Source organism: Kocuria sp., assembly GCF_030538595.1.
Lineage (GTDB): Bacteria > Actinomycetota > Actinomycetes > Actinomycetales > Micrococcaceae > Kocuria.
The window spans coordinates 31,450-49,896 of record NZ_JAUNTS010000007.1; the positions used below are offsets into that span (position 1 = coordinate 31,450).

Annotated in this window: 16 protein-coding genes and 1 tRNA gene; 10 read left to right on the top strand and 7 right to left on the bottom strand. The window is 63.4% G+C overall.

Going from position 1 to position 18,447, the window contains the following annotated elements; translation table 11 throughout:
• Nucleotides 1–37: 37 nt before the first annotated feature.
• Nucleotides 38–1,981 carry an acetate--CoA ligase gene (gene acs / locus Q4G32_RS07365; protein ID WP_303350429.1) on the top strand — a complete coding sequence of 648 codons (1,944 nt, stop codon included), beginning with the start codon at nt 38–40 and terminating at the stop codon, nt 1,979–1,981.
• A 181-nt stretch (nt 1,982–2,162) separates the two neighbouring features.
• Here acs and Q4G32_RS07370 read toward each other — a convergent pair whose 3' ends face one another.
• Complete coding sequence (locus tag Q4G32_RS07370; protein ID WP_303350432.1) at nt 2,163–3,365, bottom strand: MarP family serine protease; 1,203 nt, start codon at nt 3,363–3,365, stop codon at nt 2,163–2,165.
• 274 nt (nt 3,366–3,639) lie between these two features.
• Between Q4G32_RS07370 and Q4G32_RS07375 the strand changes: the two genes are divergently transcribed.
• Nucleotides 3,640–4,317, top strand: coding sequence for a Crp/Fnr family transcriptional regulator (locus tag Q4G32_RS07375; protein WP_303350434.1), 678 nt, complete (start codon nt 3,640–3,642; stop codon nt 4,315–4,317).
• A gap of 178 nt (nt 4,318–4,495) precedes the next feature.
• Here Q4G32_RS07375 and Q4G32_RS07380 read toward each other — a convergent pair whose 3' ends face one another.
• The 3 genes from Q4G32_RS07380 to Q4G32_RS07390 are packed head-to-tail and all read right to left on the bottom strand — an operon-like array spanning nt 4,496 to nt 6,121.
• Nucleotides 4,496–5,464, bottom strand: a complete 969-nt coding sequence (locus tag Q4G32_RS07380) for an NUDIX hydrolase (protein ID WP_303350435.1) — start codon at nt 5,462–5,464, stop codon at nt 4,496–4,498.
• Nucleotides 5,448–5,921 carry a RidA family protein gene (locus tag Q4G32_RS07385; protein ID WP_303350436.1) on the bottom strand — a complete coding sequence of 158 codons (474 nt, stop codon included), beginning with the start codon at nt 5,919–5,921 and terminating at the stop codon, nt 5,448–5,450. Before Q4G32_RS07385 ends, Q4G32_RS07380 begins: the two co-directional genes overlap by 17 nt.
• A 2-nt stretch (nt 5,922–5,923) precedes the next feature.
• The gene (locus Q4G32_RS07390; RefSeq protein ID WP_047689651.1) at nt 5,924–6,121 is read right to left on the bottom strand and encodes a hypothetical protein; all 198 of its coding nucleotides are present in this window, start codon (nt 6,119–6,121) and stop codon (nt 5,924–5,926) included.
• 103 nt (nt 6,122–6,224) lie between these two features.
• Here Q4G32_RS07390 and Q4G32_RS07395 point away from each other — a divergent pair, with 103 nt between their 5' ends.
• The 3 genes from Q4G32_RS07395 (at nt 6,225) to Q4G32_RS07405 (ending at nt 9,634) form a co-directional block, all read left to right on the top strand.
• Entirely contained in the window at nt 6,225–8,495 is a 2,271-nt protein-coding gene (locus tag Q4G32_RS07395) for a transglycosylase domain-containing protein (protein ID WP_303350437.1), read from the top strand.
• Between the two features lie 15 nt (nt 8,496–8,510).
• Nucleotides 8,511–9,470: a metallophosphoesterase gene (locus Q4G32_RS07400; protein WP_303350439.1), complete on the top strand. Its 960-nt coding sequence runs from the start codon at nt 8,511–8,513 to the stop codon at nt 9,468–9,470.
• 87 nt (nt 9,471–9,557) lie between these two features.
• A tRNA-Pro gene (locus Q4G32_RS07405) sits at nt 9,558–9,634 on the top strand.
• A 1,204-nt stretch (nt 9,635–10,838) separates the two neighbouring features.
• Here the strand turns inward: Q4G32_RS07405 and Q4G32_RS07415 are convergent.
• Together Q4G32_RS07415 and purD are read right to left on the bottom strand one after the other, a co-directional pair.
• A complete protein-coding gene (locus Q4G32_RS07415) occupies nt 10,839–11,828 on the bottom strand; it encodes a phosphoribosylaminoimidazolesuccinocarboxamide synthase (protein ID WP_303350583.1) in 990 nt (329 codons plus the stop codon).
• A 21-nt stretch (nt 11,829–11,849) separates the two neighbouring features.
• A complete protein-coding gene (gene purD, locus Q4G32_RS07420) occupies nt 11,850–13,145 on the bottom strand; it encodes a phosphoribosylamine--glycine ligase (protein ID WP_303350441.1) in 1,296 nt (431 codons plus the stop codon).
• A 93-nt stretch (nt 13,146–13,238) separates the two neighbouring features.
• Between purD and Q4G32_RS07425 the strand changes: the two genes are divergently transcribed.
• The 5 genes from Q4G32_RS07425 (at nt 13,239) to purM (ending at nt 18,042) form a co-directional block, all read left to right on the top strand.
• Complete coding sequence (locus tag Q4G32_RS07425) at nt 13,239–14,381, top strand: asparaginase (RefSeq protein ID WP_303350443.1); 1,143 nt, start codon at nt 13,239–13,241, stop codon at nt 14,379–14,381.
• Nucleotides 14,381–14,794 carry a sterol carrier family protein gene (locus Q4G32_RS07430; RefSeq protein ID WP_303350445.1) on the top strand — a complete coding sequence of 138 codons (414 nt, stop codon included), beginning with the start codon at nt 14,381–14,383 and terminating at the stop codon, nt 14,792–14,794. Before Q4G32_RS07425 ends, Q4G32_RS07430 begins: the two co-directional genes overlap by 1 nt.
• Nucleotides 14,795–14,890: 96 nt before the next feature.
• Nucleotides 14,891–15,337, top strand: coding sequence for a hypothetical protein (locus Q4G32_RS07435; protein WP_303350447.1), 447 nt, complete (start codon nt 14,891–14,893; stop codon nt 15,335–15,337).
• A 4-nt stretch (nt 15,338–15,341) separates the two neighbouring features.
• Nucleotides 15,342–16,874: an amidophosphoribosyltransferase gene (gene purF / locus Q4G32_RS07440; RefSeq protein ID WP_303350449.1), complete on the top strand. Its 1,533-nt coding sequence runs from the start codon at nt 15,342–15,344 to the stop codon at nt 16,872–16,874.
• 10 nt (nt 16,875–16,884) lie between these two features.
• A complete protein-coding gene (purM, locus tag Q4G32_RS07445; protein ID WP_303350450.1) occupies nt 16,885–18,042 on the top strand; it encodes a phosphoribosylformylglycinamidine cyclo-ligase in 1,158 nt (385 codons plus the stop codon).
• Between the two features lie 148 nt (nt 18,043–18,190).
• On the opposite strand, the gene Q4G32_RS07450 is transcribed toward purM, so the two are convergent.
• Nucleotides 18,191–18,400 carry a DUF3073 domain-containing protein gene (locus Q4G32_RS07450; protein WP_303350451.1) on the bottom strand — a complete coding sequence of 70 codons (210 nt, stop codon included), beginning with the start codon at nt 18,398–18,400 and terminating at the stop codon, nt 18,191–18,193.
• Nucleotides 18,401–18,447: the final 47 nt, after the last annotated feature.

The following is an 18,447-nucleotide window of genomic DNA, read 5'->3' on the forward strand; positions in this document are numbered from 1 at the left end:
CCCCGGACCCGAGCCCCTTGGTAAGGAGCACAAGTCGATGACCGAGCAGAGCAACGAGCAGCAGACCTACGCACCCCCGCAGGCATTCGTGGAGCAGGCCAATGGCGGCCCAGAGCTCTACGAACAGGCCGAGGCGGAAGGTACGGAGTTCTGGGCCAACCAGGCCCGGGAACTGCTCACCTGGTCCAAGGACTTCACCACCACTCTGGATTGGTCCAACCCGCCATTTGCCAAGTGGTTTGAGGACGGCACTCTGAACGCCGCCTACAACGCCGTGGACCGCCACGTGGAGGCCGGCAACGGTGACCGAGTGGCCCTGTTGTTCGAGGGCGAGCCCGGCGATTCCCGCTCCTACACCTACGCGGAACTCAAGGACGAAGTCTCCAAGGCCGCCAACGGTTTCGCTTCCCTGGGCGTGCAAAAGGGCGATCGCGTGGCCGTCTACATGCCCATGATCGCGGAGGCCGTGATCACCATGCTGGCCTGCGCCCGCTTGGGTGCCATCCACTCCGTGGTGTTCGGTGGTTTCTCCTCCGAGGCCGTGCGCTCCCGGGTGGAGGACGGCGAGGCCAAGCTGGTGGTCACCGCCGACGGTTCCTACCGCCGCGGCAAGCCCACCACGTTGAAGCCGGCCGTGGATGCTGCCCTGGAAAAGGGTGGGGACTCCGTCCAGCACGTGCTGGTGGTCAAGCGCAACGGCGTGGACACGGAAATGACTGAGGGCCGGGACGTGTGGTGGCACGACGTCGTGGACACCGCCTCCACCGAGCACACCCCCGCGGAGGTCGGCGCGGAGGACCCCCTGTTCATTCTCTACACCTCCGGCACCACGGGTAAGCCCAAGGGTGTTCTGCACACCACGGGTGGTTACCTCACCCAGGGTGCTTTCTCCATGAAGTACACCTTTGACCTCAAGCCGGAGACTGACATCTACTGGTGCACCGCGGACGTCGGATGGGTCACCGGGCACTCCTACGTGGCCTACGGTCCGCTGGTCATGGGCGCCACCCAGGTGATCTACGAAGGCACCCCCGATTCCCCGCACCGCGGCCGCTTCTGGGAAATTGTGCAGAAGTACGGGGTGACCATCATGTACACCTCCCCCACCGCCATCCGCACCATGATGAAGTGGGGCGAGGACATCCCCGCCGAATACGACCTCACCTCACTGCGTCTACTGGGCACCGTGGGCGAGGCCATCAACCCGGAGGCCTGGACCTGGTTCCACCGCGTGATCGGTGGCGGAAACTGCCCCATCGTGGACACCTGGTGGCAGACCGAAACCGGCGCGCACATGATCACCCAGCTGCCCGGCGTCACCGTGGCCAAGCCCGGTTCCGCCCAGCGCCCTCTGGCCGGGGTCAAGGTGGACGTGGTGGATGAGATGGGCGAATCCCTGAACAACGGACAGTCCGGCTTCCTGGTGGTCCGCGAACCGTGGCCGTCCATGATGCGCACCATCTGGGGCGATGACGACCGCTTTGTCCAGACCTACTGGTCCCGCTTTGACGGCATGTACTTTGCCGGCGACGGCGCCCGGTTCGACGACGACGGCGACATCTGGATCCTTGGCCGTGTGGATGACGTGATGAACGTGTCCGGTCACCGCCTCTCCACCTCGGAGATCGAGTCCGCACTGGTGTCCCACCCGACTGTGGCGGAGGCCGCCGTGGTGGGTGCTGAGGACGAAACCACCGGCCAGGCCGTTGTGGCGTTCGTGATCCTCACGGATGAAGCCACTGGCGAAGGTCACGACAAGGTGGAACTGGGCGAAAAACTACGTGCTCACGTGGGCCAGGAGATCTCACCGATCGCCAAGCCCAAGCGTGTGCTGATTGTCCCGGAACTGCCCAAGACTCGCTCCGGCAAGATCATGCGCCGTCTGCTCAAAGATGTGGCGGAGGACCGTCCGGTCGGGGACGTCACCACCCTGGCAGATCAGACGGTCATGCAGCAGATCGTGGATTCGTTGCAGGACTGAAACCACCGGGCGGGCTGCTCGCGCCTGTCTGAGCAGTCTGGACTGTCTGGACTGTCCGGGTCATCTGAAATTTGTTGCGCCCCATCGGTTTCGATGGGGCGGCACACATTTCAGATGGGTGTTTGCATCCAGGTGTCTGTCTGCACCCGGGTGCCTGTTGCATCCCGGTGCCTGCTTTCGCTCAGGCGGCCTGGCACACTCCGGTGTCCACAGCTGCCGTGGCCCCCGCTGAATCTGCCAGGACGTCACTGAGCGTTGCGGTGTCAACTGCGTACCCGGCCGGATCATTGACAGCCTTGCCGAACACCACCCCGATCACTTGACCGTCCATGTCAACCAGGGGACCGCCGGAGTTTCCCTGCTGCACGTTGCCGGCGAACTGCATGACCCGCACCGGTTGGGACCCGTCCATGGAGCCCATCACGGTGTAGGCGCTGCCCTGCACCGTGGCCGGGCCAATACTCAACGGGCCGGAACCGGGGTAGCCAATGAAAGCAGCCTCTGTCCCTTCACCCGCACCGTCCGCGGCAATGCTCAACGGCGCCAGGTCCAACTGAGGCACACTCAACACAGCCAGATCGTGTTCGGGCACAAACTGCACCACCTCCGCCGTGTGGCGCTGTCCATCCGAGCTGAACACGGAAACTCCATCAGTTCCCTGAACCACGTGGGCGTTGGTCACCACTTGCCCCTGAGCGGTCACAAACCCTGATCCCGATTGGTTGTATCCGCAGCGTGTGGCCGAACCCAGGATGTGCACGGTGGAGGCGGAGGCGGCCACAACTTCCGGATCATCCACTTCTGTGGTGGGCGGTTCCACGGACGGGAAAAGCAGTGCATCCAGCTCCCGCATGGCGGGTGCCCCGGCAATCTCTTCCTGGGCGGTGCTCAGTCCCTCGGTCACCTCCCGCGGAGTCCACTGCTGCATGGCAGCCAGAGTGCGGGAGGTTTCCAGCTGCCCGTTGAGCCACGGCATGGGCACCTGGCTGAGGAACCCACTCATCGCCAGTACCACCACGCCGCCTATTGCCGCACCGATCACACCGCCACCGGCCTGATCCACACCCGTGAGAACTTTGGATTTGCGCGGTGGTGCACCCGTGATCCGGCCCAACAGCCCTTCGCCCAGGGATTGGCCGCCCAGCATGCAGACCAGCAGCACCACACCCACCACGGCCAGACGGACCCAGCGGTCAATGGATGCCACATCAATGTTGGGCAGCAACCACAGGGCCAGCGCACCCCCGAGCACCAGTCCCACGGCGCCCCCGATGGTGCGCCCTACTCCGCGAACAGCCCCGTGCAGCACAAAGAGCAGCAGCAATGCCAGAATCATCAGGTCCAATATGTTCAGGCCAAGAAACAGGTCACTGTTGAACTCCACGTAGGTCTCCTGCGAATAGTGGGGGCCACAGGTTGTTGGCCCCCGGATGATGGACGAACAACAGTAAGCAGTGCCCCTGTGGAACCCATGAGAATTGGCTTGGGGCCACGCCTGAAGGCAATTCCATTTGGAATCGCGCCACGTCGCACTAAAGTGGTACTGATGATGTTGACTACGTCACATCCAAGTACCATCCAGTTGACCATCTGAGCCGAATCTCATGGAGCATGATCTGACTCAGTGACAGCTGACCCACACCAACACGAGGAGCATCATGGATACTGACGTCCTACGACGCGCACCGCTTTTCGCCTCCCTGGATGACGAGGCCTTCGCGGCGCTCACGGACGAAATCACCGAGGTGGAGTTGCCACGCGGTGCCACGCTCTTCCAGGAAGGCGACCAGGGCGACCGCCTGTATTTCATCATTTCGGGCAAGATCAAACTGGGGCGTACGGCCAGCGACGGCCGTGAGAACCTGGTTGCCGTGATGGGTCCGGGTGAGCTGTTCGGGGAAATGGCGCTGTTTGATCCCTCACCGCGTTCCACCGCAGCCACTGCGGTGTCTGAGTCTCACCTGGCCGGGCTCAACCATGACAACTTGAAGAAGGTCATTGAGCGCAGCCCCGCTGTGTCGCAGCAGCTTCTGCAAGCCCTGGCCCGCCGTTTGCGCCGCACCAATGAGAACCTGGCGGACCTGGTGTTCTCAGACGTGCCCGGCCGTGTGGCCAAGGCCCTGCTGGACCTGGCGGACCGTTTTGGTCGTCAGACCCCGGATGGCGTGCTGGTGGCTCATGAGTTGACGCAGGAAGAACTGGCTCAGCTGGTGGGAGCTTCCCGCGAAACCGTGAACAAGGCTCTGGCCGAGTTTGTGCAGCGCGGTTGGATCCGCTTGGAGGCCCGGGCTGTGGTCATCCTGGATGTGCAGCGCCTCAAACAGCGTTCCCGCTGATTGACCCGATCCAGACGCGACGGCCACTGACGGAGGGCTGTTCCCCGCACAGGGTGTGCGGGGAACAGCCCTCCATTGCCATGTCCGTGCCTTTGCCATATCAGCGCCTTGTCATCTGGTTGTTGCCACCTGGTCGGTTGTTATCTGGCGGCTGTTACCTGGCCAAGTGTTGCCCGGCTCAGATCCCCTGGCGTGGGCGGTGACGGCGGGGTCTTCTGGGCAGCACCAGCTCATAGGAACCATCCGTCTCCACCGCCAGGTCCGGAACCTGCGGGCTGAGATCGCGGGGTCTGGCAATGACCTCCACCACCGAGCGTGCTGCGGCCAGCTCCTGCAACAGCCCGCTCATGGTGGCTCCCAGCAGATCGCGTTGTGACCGCCCCACTGTCTGGGGGAGACCCAGAGTGTCCCCCAACCACGTGTCCATTCGGTCTGCGCGCGAATCAACCTGACCGGTCTGCGGCTCCTCAAGATGTGCCACCAGCCGGTCCACGGTGGCCCACAAACCGGGTTTTGGATGGTTTGGAATCTGAGTGACCGACTGCCGTTCCGGAAGTATGACGGCAAAAAAACGAGTGTCGTACCGCCGGTGCAGAAACTCGGGTGTGACCCAGCGGGCCACTGGCCACAGCAGATCCGTTCGCAGTTTCAGATGACGCGAATCCAGTAGCTGACCCATGGTGAGAGTGCGGGCCAGGACTTCCTCCCGCCCCACCATCCAATCGCGTCCGTCCCCCGTTTCCACGGTGGAGTACATGTCCGGTCCGGCCAGCAGAATCCCGGTGCGCTCAAAGAGTTCACGGGCTGCAGCCACCACGGTGCGGCGGGTCACCCCAACGTCGTCGCACCACCGCCGCCCCCACGCGGTGGAGGATGGTCCCACCCACGGCAGGGGATCGTCGTCGTCGCCATCCACCGGACCTCCGGGAAAGGCCACGGGCCCGAACGGCGAGCGCTGCGCGTGGGTGGTCAGGTAGGTCTCCACACCGTCGGGGCTGTCGCGTAGCAGCATCAGCCCCGCGGCATCCAGGGGTGTGACCGGCGTCAGCTGCCCTTCAGATGCCTGCCAGACTTCTGCGGCCTTGCGGTACTCCGGCAGCAGTGGAAAGCGACGCGGCTGGTGGCCCCGGTCAGGCGAATTCGGCAACCAACTCGACCTCCACCGGAGAGTTCAGCGGCAACACCGCAACACCGACGGCGGAGCGGGCGTGAATGCCGACCTCTCCCAGGACATCCCCCAGGAGGTTGGAGGCACCGTTGAGCACACCGGGCTGTCCGTAGAACTCAGGATCGCTGGAAACGAATCCCACCACCTTGACCACTCGCACCAGCCGGTCAAGATCCCCGATCACACCTTTGACGGCGGCCAAGGCATTGAGCGCAGCAATTGCTGCCAATTCCTGCGCCCGCTGCGCAGACACCAAGCCTGCGCCTTCCCCCACCTTGCCGGTCTCCGGTAGCTGCCCCTCAACAAAGGGCAGCTGCCCGGAGGTGTGGACGCAGGAGCCTGTGATCAGCGCCGGGACGTAGACGCCGGCGGGAGCCGGAACTTCCGGCAGGCTCAAGCCCAGTTCACGGATGCGCTGTTCAACGGCGGAGGCCATGCTCAGGCCTCCTTGGGACGCTTGAAGTACGCAATGGGGTTGGTCTGCACCGGTGCGTTCACGGCAGCATCCGGAACGGAGGCCTGCTGGGTCCCGGGCAGGACTGCCACCAGTTCCCAACCTTCAGAACCAAAGTTGTCCAGGATCTGCTTGGTGGCGTGGATCATGATGGGCGCGGTCATGTATTCCCAGGTAGTCATGGCTCCACACTATCGGGTGGTGCTCGGTGGGATCATCTTGCTGATCAGTGTGGCGCTGGCTACGAATCTCCAGGTTCCCAGATACGGCTTGTAAGCTGACCCAATGGCTTCATCCTCCAACTCCTCCGCTGACCTGAACGGCAGCTCAACGCTGGGCAGAGTGGTCGCGTTCATCGCCACCAGCTTGTTGGCTGGTCTTGTGGTGACCGGATTGGTATTCCCCCCGGCAGCAGCAGTCGGTATGGCCGCCAACGGTTCCATCGGGTGGTTCAAGGACCTCCCCACGGACTTCCAGGACGGCCCGCTGTCCCGGTCCTCCACCGTGTATGCCCGGGATGGTCAAACAGAGTTGGCCACGTTCTACGCGGAGAAGCGCACTCCCGTCACATTGGATGAAATCTCCCCCAACATGCAGAGCGCCATCCTCTCCATTGAGGACCGGGACTTTTATGAACACGGTGGCGTCTCCATGGCGGGCATTGTCCGCGCCATCGGTAACAACGTCCTGAACACCGGTGGCCGTCAGGGTGCTTCCACCATCACCCAGCAGTACGTGAACAACCTGATCATTGACCAGGACGTTCGCGCTGGACGCGATCCCTCAACCCTGGGTGCCAACAAGGGCTACGCGGACAAACTGCGTGAGGTGAAGCTGGCGCTGTCCATGGAGGAACAGAAGTCCAAGGATGAAATCCTGGAGGGCTACCTCAACATCGCCATGTTCGGTACCGGTAATTACGGGGTGGAATCGGCCTCCGAGTATTACTGGGGCATTCACGCCTCTGAGCTCAGCATTGCCCAGGCGGCAACTCTGGCCGGTCTTGTGCAGTCCCCCGCCTATTACGATCCCTCCGTCAATCCGGAGGTCTCCGTGGAACGGCGCAATGTGGTGCTCTACACCATGTTGGATGAGGACCGGATCACCCAGCAGGAGTACGACGAAGCCATCAACGAGCCCCTGAACCTGGATCTGCACCCCACCTCCGCCGGTTGCACGGCGGCCACAGATGCACCGTACTTCTGCAATTACGTGGAGAATCAGATCCTGGCCTCTGATTCCTTCGGCGCCAACCCGGAGGAGCGTCTGAACACTCTCCAGCGTGGCGGCCTCAACATTGTGACCACCTTGGACATTGATGCCCAGCGTGAAGCCAATGATGCTGTGAATGAAACCCAGTCCCGGGACAACAACCCGGACAGCATTGGTAGTTCGATCGTCTCCCTGGAGCCCGGCAGCGGCAACATTGTGGCCATGGCGCAGAACACGCACTACACCTCTGATGAAGGTCCGTCCAACACGGTGTACAACTTCAACACTGACACCTGGGACGGCGGTACGGGCGGTTATCAGGTGGGGTCAACCTTCAAACCCATGACACTGCTCGCCTGGGTTGACGACGGCCGTTCTGTTGGCCAGCAAGTCAACGCCAGCCGCATGTCTTATCCTGCCGATTACGCATGGCGGGCTTCCTGCGTGGAGGGTGGCGCGGTCTTTGAGCCTGGTAATGACGGCTCAGGGTTCAGTTTCCAAAACGCTGAACGCGGCTTCAACCAGAACATGGCCGTGGACTACGGCATGTACAACTCCATCAACTCGGCTCTCTACGCCATGGCCGCAGATCTGGACCTGTGCCGGATCGGTGAGCTGGCGGAAGCCATTGGTATTCACAACGGTCAGACCGGGGAACCCGTGAACACCACCCGGCTTTCCACCCTGCTGGGTGGTTCGGATGACAACATCTCCCCCATGACCATGGCCACTGCATACGCCACCTTTGCCAACGACGGCGTGCGGTGTGATCCGCGGGCCTTCATGTCCGTCACTGACTACACGGGCCGCGAGTACGACGTTCCCCAGGCCAACTGTGAACGTGCCATCAGCGAAACTGATGCCCGCACCGTGAACTTTGTTCTGGAACAAGTGCTGATCCGCGGTTCGGGTTATCAGATTCCCATCGGTCTGCCCAACGCTTCTGCGGGTAAGACCGGTACCACGGACAACTCCACGCAGACCTGGATGGTTGGCTACACCCAGGGCCTGTCCACCGCTTCCTGGGTGGGTAACTACCTGGCGGGCTCACGCTCCCTGAACGATCTGTCCATCAGCGGAGACACCCCCAAGAACCAGACCTCCAACCCGGATGACTTTGTGGATGGCTCCACCTACGCCGGTGGCCAGTGGCAGCGATTCATGAATGCGACGGCGCGGAACTACAACACGGATTCGTTCCCCGAACCGCCATCCAGCATGACGGAAGGCAACGGCGCCAGCCCCAGGCCCAACAGCGGGTCGAGTTCCAACACGAACAGCAACTCGAACACCGGCAGTAATTCGACTACCGGCAACAATTCGAGCACCGGTAACAACAACTGATCGGATGACCGTCTGATGTCCGCTGGAGCCAAGCTCGCGTCCGTGGCCGCCACCACCCTGGCGGCCACGGCCGTTTCCGGCGCTGCTGTCACCGGCTGGGCGGTGTTCGGGGAACGCAGGCGTTTTCGTGTCCGCACGGAGACCCTTCCGGTTTTGGCACCTGGTAGTCCCGACTTGCGAGTGCTCCACATCTCCGATCTCCACACGGTGCCCGGCCAGACGGCCAAAAAGAAGTTTGTTCACGGCCTGGCCGAACTGGAGCCGGACCTGGTGTTGGACACCGGGGACAATCTCTCCCACATGGATGCCCTGCCGTATCTGTTGGAGATCCTGGAGCCACTTTTTGCTTTCCCGGGACTTTATGTTCCGGGCTCCAATTGTTATTTCGCCCCCATGCTCAAGAACCCTGCGCGCTACCTCTGGAAAGGGTCCACCGCCGGGGAAGATCGCATGGAAGCCCGTATCCTCCCCTGGCAGCGCATGCACCGCGCCTTCGACGACGCCGGCTGGGTGGGTGTGATCAATCGAGCGGACCGCCTGCGGGTTGGCCGGCACGTGCTGGAGGTTTCCGGTGTGGATGACCCACATCTGGGTTATGACCAGCACCCAGGTTTCTTACCCTCCAGCGAGCCTGGCAGCGGGCTGGGGCAGTTCCACCGAGCGGACACCGCTGCGGAGTCCTCCTTGCGGTTGGGTCTGACGCACGCACCCTATCTGCGGACCTTGAACCGGTTTGCCGCAGATGGTGCCGATCTGATCGTGGCCGGCCACACCCACGGTGGGCAGGTGTGTTTACCGGGAGGCCGCGCTTTGGTGAGCAACTGCGACCTTGAGCCATCCCGTTGCAAAGGCGTGACCGCACAGGGTGGGGTACCCGTGCAGATTTCGGCCGGTCTGGGTGAGTCCCGATTTGCCCCGGTCAGGCTGTTCTGTCCGCCGGAGGCTGTCCTCATGACCCTGACGGCAAGGGCCTGAACAGTCCTGCCGCTGATTTCACATCCCGTTGGGCACCCCGTATGATGATCGGGTTGCCCGCGGGTCGGAAGTACCCCGGTGCCACATCGGGATGTGGCGCAGCTTGGTAGCGCGCCTCGTTCGGGACGAGGAGGTCGCAGGTTCAAATCCTGTCATCCCGACCATTCGGTGAGATCACCACAACGGTGGCCCCGCTCAACACTGAGCGAGGCCACCGTTTTCACAGCTCCCCCACTCCCCATCTGATTGCAGATATGAGCGCCATACCGTGGGAACTCGGCGCATTTGGGGGAACTCACCGGTCAACACAAGGGTTATAACGCCAAAATGTGTGTAAATCCCGGGCGTGTTATGGGCGCCAGCGTCCTGCCCAGTCGTGTTGGAAGCGGTTGCCGTCTTCGGGACTGAACCCGGTGTTGTAGAGCACTGGCCCGATCTGTTCCTCTCGTTGCGTGTGCTGTGGTCGTAGTGGGGTCCAGTGTTCTTCTCTGACAAGGTCCCAGGGGTCGTGGGGGTGTTCAGTGAGGCTGCGTTCGGGGTGATCTGAGCCGATGGGGCCCGGTGAGACCCGGGGTAGGTGCGGTAGCGGAAGAACTGATCCCACCGTGCCTTCCCAGCTTCCATAGACACCTAACCCTCGCAAGCCGTGCGCAGTTTGATACCCCATCAGCCCTGACGAGGTATCAAACTGCGCACGGCTTGCGGGTTAGCCACAGGGTATGCACTGGTAGCCGGTGGAACCAGCGCTGGTGGTGCCGTTTTTGACCAGGGGGCGGGTGTATACACCACAGGTGGGTCTGTTTCGTGGAAGGGGCACCTGACATGCTCTCAAAGCATGTCAAGGCTGGTGTTGCCCTACTACTGGTTGGGATCCAGGGGCCTGCCCTACACACTTTTAGGCGTATAACCCCAGCACAAGCTAACTGCTCAGAGCGGGCTCACCGGGCAGAACAGGCGCACCGTCCAGGACATGTGGATGGGGCCGTGTTCCCGTGGACAAGATGGAGCGGCTCCTTCGTGGGCCGAAGGAGCCGCTCAGCGTTCCACCTCAGATGGTCTTGGTTCAGCGCCATTCCACAAGGGGATCCAAGCCTTGGGCGGCGTCCAAAGAACCGGGTGCCGATGGGGAGAGCATCAGCAGTCCAAAAGACCCTTCCGGAGCTTCACGATCCGGACACCGCATCTGCTGTCAGCCCGAGGGGTGGAACGCCCCGGTAGCAAAACACCATGTTCCTCACCGAATCGCTTTGCCCGAATCTGGTCGTCCCGGGCAACGCTCACAAGAAGTATCCGAGTCAGTGTCCGCGTGCACCATGGACTTTGGTCCAGGTTTGAACAAAAAGCTCAAGAATCTTGGCTGTACCGGCGTCAGGCAAACGGGCCGGCAGCATCAAAACTCAAACCGGTGAGGCGTTCGTAGCCTTCAATGTAACGGCTGCGGGTTTTCTCCACCACGTCCTGCGGAAGCGGCGGGGTTGGCCCGTCACCGGACCAGCCGGAGTTCTCAGAGCGCAACCAATCCCGGACAAACTGCTTGTCAAAGGACGGCTGTGCCTGGCCCGGCCGCCATGTCTCGGCCGCCCAGAACCGGCTGGAATCCGGGGTCAAGACCTCATCTCCCAGCGTGATGGCGCCGCGGTAGGAATCCAGCCCGTATTCCAGTTTGGTGTCCGCCAAGATGATGCCGCGTTCCCGGGCGATTTCCTCTGCCCGGGAGTAGATCTGCAAGGAAAGCTCCCGCAGTCGCTCCGACACCGCTCGCCCCATGCCATCCACCATTTCCTCAAAGGTGATGGGTTCATCGTGCTCCCCCACCTCGGCTTTGCCTGTGGGGGTGAAGATCGGAGACTGCAGCCGTGAGCCGTCCACCAGGCCATCGGGCAATTCAATCCCGCAGATCTGGCCGGAAGCGCGATAGTCCTTGAGCCCTGAACCGGTGAGGTAACCGCGAACGATCCCCTCAATGGGGAACATCGAGAGGTTCTTGCAGACCATGGCCCGCCCCGCCACTTCAGCCGGAACGTTGGTGCTCAGCACATGATTGGGAACTTCCGCGAGTTGGTTGAACCACCACAGGGACATTTGCGTCAACACAATGCCCTTGTCCGGGATCTCCGTGACCAACACCTGGTCGAATGCAGACAGACGATCCGTGGCCAGCACCAGCACACAGCCGGCGCGGTATTCGGCGTCGTCGTCCAGGGAGGTCCCCGTGGCCACCATGCGGTCGTCCTCCGGGACGTAGAGTTCCCGGACCTTGCCGGAATACACGTGCGTCCACCCGTCCAGCTGAGGGGGTGCCGGGTGCCCGGGGAACACCGGGTGTTCGGGCCTGCCATCGGGCAGGACGGTGGGCATGGGCTCAGCTGTCATGATGTGTCACTCCTGGCTTTGGGCCGGAACGGTGATGTCCCCACGGGCCGCTCGTGCAGCAATGTCCGTGCGGTGTTGGGAGCCTTCCAGTCCAATCTCTTGAATCCCGGCGTAGGCCCGCTCCCGCGCTTGATCCAGGGTGTGCCCCAGGGCCACCACGGACAGCACGCGTCCGCCGTCGGCCACCACCTGGCCCTGCTGGTCAAAGGCCGTGCCTGCGTGCACCACGGACACCCCCTCCAGGGCCGCGGCGCGCTCCAGCCCCGTGATCACATCGCCCTTGCGGGAGGTCTGGGGATACCCCTGGGAAGCAACGACGACGTTCACCGACGTCTGCGGCTTCCACCGCAGTGGCAGGTGCTGGCTGCCTGCCAACTGACCGTTGGCCGCGGCCAAAAGCACCTGCCCCAGGGGGGAATCAAGTCTGGCCAGCACGGACTGCGTTTCCGGGTCCCCAAAGCGCACGTTGAACTCAATCACCCGGATACCGCGCGGGGTAACCGCCAACCCGCAGTACAGGACTCCGTTGAACGGGGTACCGCGCAGGGCTAGTTCCTGAACCACTGGACGGGCAACGGTCTCCAGGACTTCCTCCACAAAGTCATCCGGCAACCACTCCAAGGGGGTGTAGGCCCCCATGCCGCCGGTGTTGGGGCCCTGATCCCCGTCAAAAATCCGCTTGAAATCCTGCGCCGGAGACAGGGCCACCACGTCTGCGCCGTCGCTGAGCACAAACAGGGACACCTCCGGGCCGTCCAAGAACTCCTCGATGACCACGTGGCCACCCGCAGCAAAACAGGCCGCCGCGTGTTCGGCGGCCTCCTGCTGATCCTGCGTCACCACCACACCCTTACCTGCGGCAAGGCCGTCGTCCTTGACCACGTACGGGGCTCCGAACTCCTCCAAGGCAGCAGTCACCTGCCCGGCTGTGAAGCACGTGTGGGCTGCCGCGGTGGGCACCTGCGCGGCTGCCATGATCTCCTTGGCAAAAGACTTGGAGCCTTCCAGCACCGCAGCCCGAGCCGACGGGCCGAAGACCGCAAACCCGGCCTCACGTAGCGCATCTGCAACTCCGGCCACCAGCGGAACCTCCGGGCCAATGACCACCAGATCAGCGCTCAGTGAGCGGGCCAGCTCCACGGTGGCGGCGGCGTCGTTGGTGTCCAGCGGGTGCACCGGGACTTCCGCAGCCATGCCCGCGTTCCCGGGGGCGGCGTGAACCTCCTGGACTGCGGGATCGCGCAGCAGCGCGCGGACAATGGCGTGTTCACGACCGCCGGGACCGATCACCAGAGTTTTCACGATCAACAGCCTAATTGCACGGACCGGGATTGCGCCGCGCGGCATGCCTGTTGGCGGTCCACGCGCAGGGCAACAGTGCTGGATACTGGAGCCATGACCACCCAGGAATCCCCCGCACCAGATCCTCGGCCCGGATCAGATCTTGACATTGGACTCGCCGTCAACGGCACTGTGGAGTTGGCCCGTGTACGCCGCAGCGGCTTGGTGGAGTCACGGCATCTGGGTGCCGCCGTGGTCACGGCCCCTGATGGTCAGACTCTGGCGGTTCTGGGGGACGCGCAGGCCCCCATTTTTGCCCGTTCCGCCCTGAAACCCTTTCAGACCGCCGCCTCCCTGACCGCAGGTGCCCCCATCCAGTGGGACCAGATTGCGGTGGCCTCCGGTTCACACCAGGCCACCGATGAGCAGATCGCTTCCGTACGCAGCATCTTGGCCAAGGTGGGGCTGGATGAGTCCGCCCTCCGCTGCCCTGCCGCGGACCGCAGGGGTCGCCCTGCCTCCGCCGACGACGCCGGTTCCCCCCTGAACTACGCCTGTTCCGGGAAGCACGCCGCATTTTTGGCCGCGTGCGTGGAGAGCCAGTGGGACACAGAAACCTATTTGGACCCGCGTCATCCCCTCCAGCGGGAGGTGGTGGAAACCATCACCCAATTTGCCGGTGCCGAACCGCGTCTGATCGGTACGGACGGGTGCGGTGCACCGCTGCCCGCAATCACCCTGACCGAACTGGGCCGGATGTATTCAGCCTTGGGTGCAGCTGCGTACAACATTCAGGCAGATGCCCGCCTGGCCACGGTGGCCACCGCCATGCTGGACTACCCCGAATTTGTGCATGCCCCGGGGCGGGCCAACACGGTGGTCATGGAAGAGCTGGGAGTACTGGCCAAATTCGGCGCGGAGGGTGTGCTGTGTTTGGCCACCCAAGGTGGCGTGTCTGTAGTCATCAAGTCACTGGACGGCAGCGGGCGAGCAAACCACCTGGTGGGTCTGGAACTGTTGATTGCCGCGGGCGCAGTGGACGCCGTAGCGGCGCGGACGGTTGCACAACGCCTGACCCCGCCCGTCCTGGGCGGCGATCTGACCGTGGGGGCCTTTGAACTCGGGGACGGAGCGCTGACAGCGGTGGAGCATCTGACTGGTCGCGACTCCGAGTCCCAGGGCTCAGAACCACCCCGTACGGATCACGCGGGGAGTTCAGATGCCCCCCTGGCCGCCGGTGGGGAGTCTGCCACCTGATGGGACGGCGTCGTATTGATCCGGCGGACGGCACCCTGGCTCTGGCGGCCTGGCGGCAGGCAATGCCCACCTCCGAGCCGGAGGATGCCGCCCCGGGCACGGCCGTGATGGCGCCCGTGGACCGCAAGACCCTGGCCACCGCAGTGCGCTTCACCCTGGAGGAACTGGGCGAGCGCGTCCCCGGCAACAGCGTGGAGGTCCGGGTACCGCCCTTTGGGGTCACCCAGTGCATCCCCGGGCCGCGGCACACCCGTGGCACACCGCCCAATGTGGTGGAAACAGATGCCGCCACGTGGCTGAAACTCGTCACGGGGCGGCTGACCTGGGACCAAGCGCTGGCCAGCGGGGCGGTCAACGCCTCCGGCACCCGCGCGGAGTTGGAGACGGTACTGCCCTTGTTCACCGGCTCCTGAACACTGTTCCCCGGCTCCTGATCGCTGCGGAACCCGCACCACCCAGGACCGGAAACCCTCAGAAGGAACCCGGCAAGTCGCGTTAAGCTGGCCTTCATGGTTCCCGCCGATCAGCCCAACCAACAGCACTCTGAGAACAACCCGCTGGATTCCCACCCCGAGCCAGCGGAGACCGCGCACAACTCGCACCGTTCAGAGACCGTCACGTACCGCCGAGCACCCAAGCTGCCCGTCTTCCTGATCTTGGGAGGTGCCCTGGGCGCTGTTCTGGGCCTCTTCGTGGGAGTTTTCGGCGCAGGCAATGCCATGTTCACCACCGGCCAGGTGGTGGGCTACATGATCGCCATTTTCACGCTTCTGGGTTTCTCCGTGGGCGCCGTCGTCGCGTTGATTCTGGATCGCATGTCCCTGAAACGGGCACAAGAACTGGATGCCCAGGTTCAGATCCATTCCACAGCGCACCGGGCCACCGAACCGGAGCAGGACAGGGGTGGGGACCCAGATCCGCAGGCTCCCACCACGGCTCCGGACGTGAGAGACTGACGCCGTGGCGCGCCCCGATGGAAAGCTGAGTTTTGAAACTTACCCCGGTGAAAAATCACCCCAGGACGAATGCGGTGTGTTCGGCGTCTGGGCCCCGGGGGAAGACGTTGCCAAACTGGCCTACTACGGCCTGTACGCGCTGCAACATCGCGGGCAGGAGTCCGCAGGCATTGCCACCTCAACGGGTTCCCGGATCAACGTCTACAAGGACATGGGGCTGGTCTCCCAAGTTTTTGATGAAGCCACGCTCAACACCCTGACCGGACACATTGCCGTGGGGCACTGCCGCTACTCCACCACAGGTGGTTCGCACTGGGCCAATGCCCAGCCCACACTGGGCGGCACCCCGCACGGCACCGTGGCCCTGGCTCACAACGGGAACCTGACCAACTCGGCCAATCTGTACGACTCACTGATTGACAAGTCAGGGTTCCCCTCCCGCGGTGAAATGGCCATGGGCAACACCACCGACACCGCGTTGGTCACTTCCCTGCTGGCCGAGCACCCCCACGGGTCCTTGGAAGAAGCCGCAATGGCTCTGCTGCCGCAGTTGGTGGGCTCCTTCTGCCTGACCTTCATGGACGAACAGACGCTGTATGCCGCACGAGACCCCCAAGGCATCCGGCCCCTGGTGCTGGGACGCCTGGAACGCGGGTGGGTGGTGGCCTCAGAAACCGCAGCCCTGGACATTGTGGGCGCCTCCTTTGTCCGCGAGGTGGAACCCGGAGAGTTCCTGGCCATTGACCAGGACGGCCTGCGCTCCCAACGCTTTGCCGAAACCCGGCGGGCCGCCTGTGTTTTTGAGTACGTCTACCTGGCCAGGCCGGACACCTCCATTCACGGACGCTCCGTGTACGAATCCCGCGTGGAGATGGGCCGCCAACTGGCCCATGAACATACCGTGGAGGCGGACCTGGTCATGCCAACCCCGGAATCCGGCACCCCCGCAGCCATTGGTTACGCGGAAGCCTCCGGGATTCCGTTCGGCAACGGCCTGGTCAAGAACGCCTACGTGGGGCGCACCTTCATCCAGCCCTCGGACACCATCCGGCAGTTGGGCATCCGGCTCAAACTCAATCCGCTCAAAGACGTGGTGGCAGGCAAACGCCTGGTGGTGGTGGATGACTCCATTGTCCGGGGGAACACCCAACGGGCGCTGGTGCGGATGCTGCGGGAAGCAGGTGCGGCAGAGATTCACGTCCGGATTTCCTCACCGCCCATCAAATGGCCGTGCTTCTACGGCATTGACTTTGCCTCCCGGGCCGAGCTGATTGCCAATGGGCTGGCCGTGGAGGACATCCGCGAGTCATTAGGTGCCGACTCACTGGGCTACATTTCCGAAGACGGCATGGTGGCGGCCACGCAACAGAAGCCCCATGAACTGTGCACCGCGTGCTTCTCCGGACGTTATCCAACGCAGCTTCCAGCCGCTGAGGACCTGGGCAAGTCCGTGGTGGAGACCCGCCGCAGGCCCAGCCTCCCGGCTGCAGCCAACGACGTCGAAATTCATTCCGCCCAGCCCGCCACCGAGCAGTGAGGACACCGCGGTGACCGAACCCACCAACTCCCAGCAGTCCATCACCTACGCCGAATCGGGTGTGGACGTAGAGGCCGGGGACCGCGCCGTCGAGCTGATGAAATCGGCGATCAAGGCAACGCACAGTGATCAGGTGATCGGTGGCGTTGGCGGTTTTGCCGGGTTGTTCGATGCTTCCGCCCTGACCGGCTACCGGCGGCCCTATCTGGCGACCTCCACGGACGGGGTGGGCACCAAAGTGGCCATTGCGCAGGCTTTGGATGTTCACCACACCATCGGGTGGGATCTGGTGGGCATGGTGGTTGACGACATCGTGGTGGTTGGCGCCAAACCGCTGTTCATGACCGATTACATTGCCACCGGCAAAGTTGTTCCGGAGCGGGTGGCTGACATTGTCCGCGGTATCGCCGGCGCCTGCTCCGCCGCCGGAACAGCTCTGGTGGGTGGGGAAACTGCGGAACATCCGGGCTTGCTGCGACCGGATGAGTACGACGTCGCAGGCGCTGCCACCGGTGTGGTGGAAGCCGATGAGTTGCTGGGACCCCACCGTGTGGCCGCCGGTGATGTGCTGATCGGGATGGCTTCCTCCGGGCTGCACTCCAACGGCTATTCGCTGGTACGCCGCGTGGTGAGTGTGGCCGGTTGGTCCTTGGACCGTGACGTTCCGGAGCTGGGCCGCTCCCTGGGTGAAGAGCTCCTGGAGCCCACCCGCGTGTACGCCGCTGATGTGCTGGATCTGGCAAGCACCTTCCCCGTCAATGACTCCTCCGGACAGACCGGTCACGGTGTTCGAGCCTTCACGCATGTGACCGGTGGTGGTCTGGCAGCCAACCTGGCCCGCGTGCTTCCGGCGGGCCTCACCGCCACGGTGGACCGAGGCACCTGGTCCCTGCCCCCGGTGTTCCAGCTGGTCTCCACGTTGGGCAATGTTCCACTGGCCGATCTGGAGCGGACGCTAAATCTAGGGGTCGGCATGATCGCGGTGGTGGATGGCTCCGTGGCGGATGCAGCTGTCAAACACTTGGAAGAGCGTGGAGTGCCCGCCTGGATCTTGGGTTCCGTGGAGGCAACGGACCCGGCTGCAATGGGCACTGGCCCCGACTGGGTTCAGGGCGCCAAGGGCGTGGACGGCGGGGTGGTCCACATGACGGGCACCTACACCAGCTAACCCGCCCTCCCCTTCCCCCTTCCCCTCCGCCGAAATCATGGTTTGGCTGGAAAAAGAGCCCAAAAATTGGGTCAAACCATGATTTCGGCGGGGGAGGAGGGCAGGAAAAAGGGGGGCCACCAGGTGGCCCCCCTTTTTTTACAGCGCGTCAGCGGTAGTCGTCGTCGGAGTCGTACCCCGAATCCTCCGAGTAGTCATCACCATCGGTGAAGTCATCACTGTAGGGAGTCACCGCCGGTCCGCTGTTACCGGACTGCCGTAATTCCCGTTGCAGGGCGGAGTAATCGGTCTGCGGGCTGAAGTATTTCATCTCCCGCGCTTGTCGCGTTGCCTTCGCCTTTTGACGGCCGCGCCCCATGAGCGTGACCCCCTCTGTCTCTCGGTCCCGGTCGGCGGTACGTTTGG

What these genes read in the sequence shown, in the direction of transcription:
- Q4G32_RS07390 (WP_047689651.1), bottom strand. Translation starts at nt 6,121, where the DNA reads ATGACTACCTGGGAATACATGACCGCGCCCATCATGATCCACGCCACC.
- Q4G32_RS07395 (WP_303350437.1), top strand. Translation starts at nt 6,225, where the DNA reads ATGGCTTCATCCTCCAACTCCTCCGCTGACCTGAACGGCAGCTCAACG.
- Q4G32_RS07425 (WP_303350443.1), top strand. Translation starts at nt 13,239, where the DNA reads ATGACCACCCAGGAATCCCCCGCACCAGATCCTCGGCCCGGATCAGAT.
- Q4G32_RS07375 (WP_303350434.1), top strand. Translation starts at nt 3,640, where the DNA reads ATGGATACTGACGTCCTACGACGCGCACCGCTTTTCGCCTCCCTGGAT.
- Q4G32_RS07430 (WP_303350445.1), top strand. Translation starts at nt 14,381, where the DNA reads ATGGGACGGCGTCGTATTGATCCGGCGGACGGCACCCTGGCTCTGGCG.
- Q4G32_RS07400 (WP_303350439.1), top strand. Translation starts at nt 8,511, where the DNA reads ATGTCCGCTGGAGCCAAGCTCGCGTCCGTGGCCGCCACCACCCTGGCG.
- Q4G32_RS07385 (WP_303350436.1), bottom strand. Translation starts at nt 5,921, where the DNA reads ATGGCCTCCGCCGTTGAACAGCGCATCCGTGAACTGGGCTTGAGCCTG.
- Q4G32_RS07435 (WP_303350447.1), top strand. Translation starts at nt 14,891, where the DNA reads ATGGTTCCCGCCGATCAGCCCAACCAACAGCACTCTGAGAACAACCCG.
- acs (WP_303350429.1), top strand. Translation starts at nt 38, where the DNA reads ATGACCGAGCAGAGCAACGAGCAGCAGACCTACGCACCCCCGCAGGCA.
- Q4G32_RS07450 (WP_303350451.1), bottom strand. Translation starts at nt 18,400, where the DNA reads ATGGGGCGCGGCCGTCAAAAGGCGAAGGCAACGCGACAAGCGCGGGAG.
- Q4G32_RS07415 (WP_303350583.1), bottom strand. Translation starts at nt 11,828, where the DNA reads ATGCCCACCGTCCTGCCCGATGGCAGGCCCGAACACCCGGTGTTCCCC.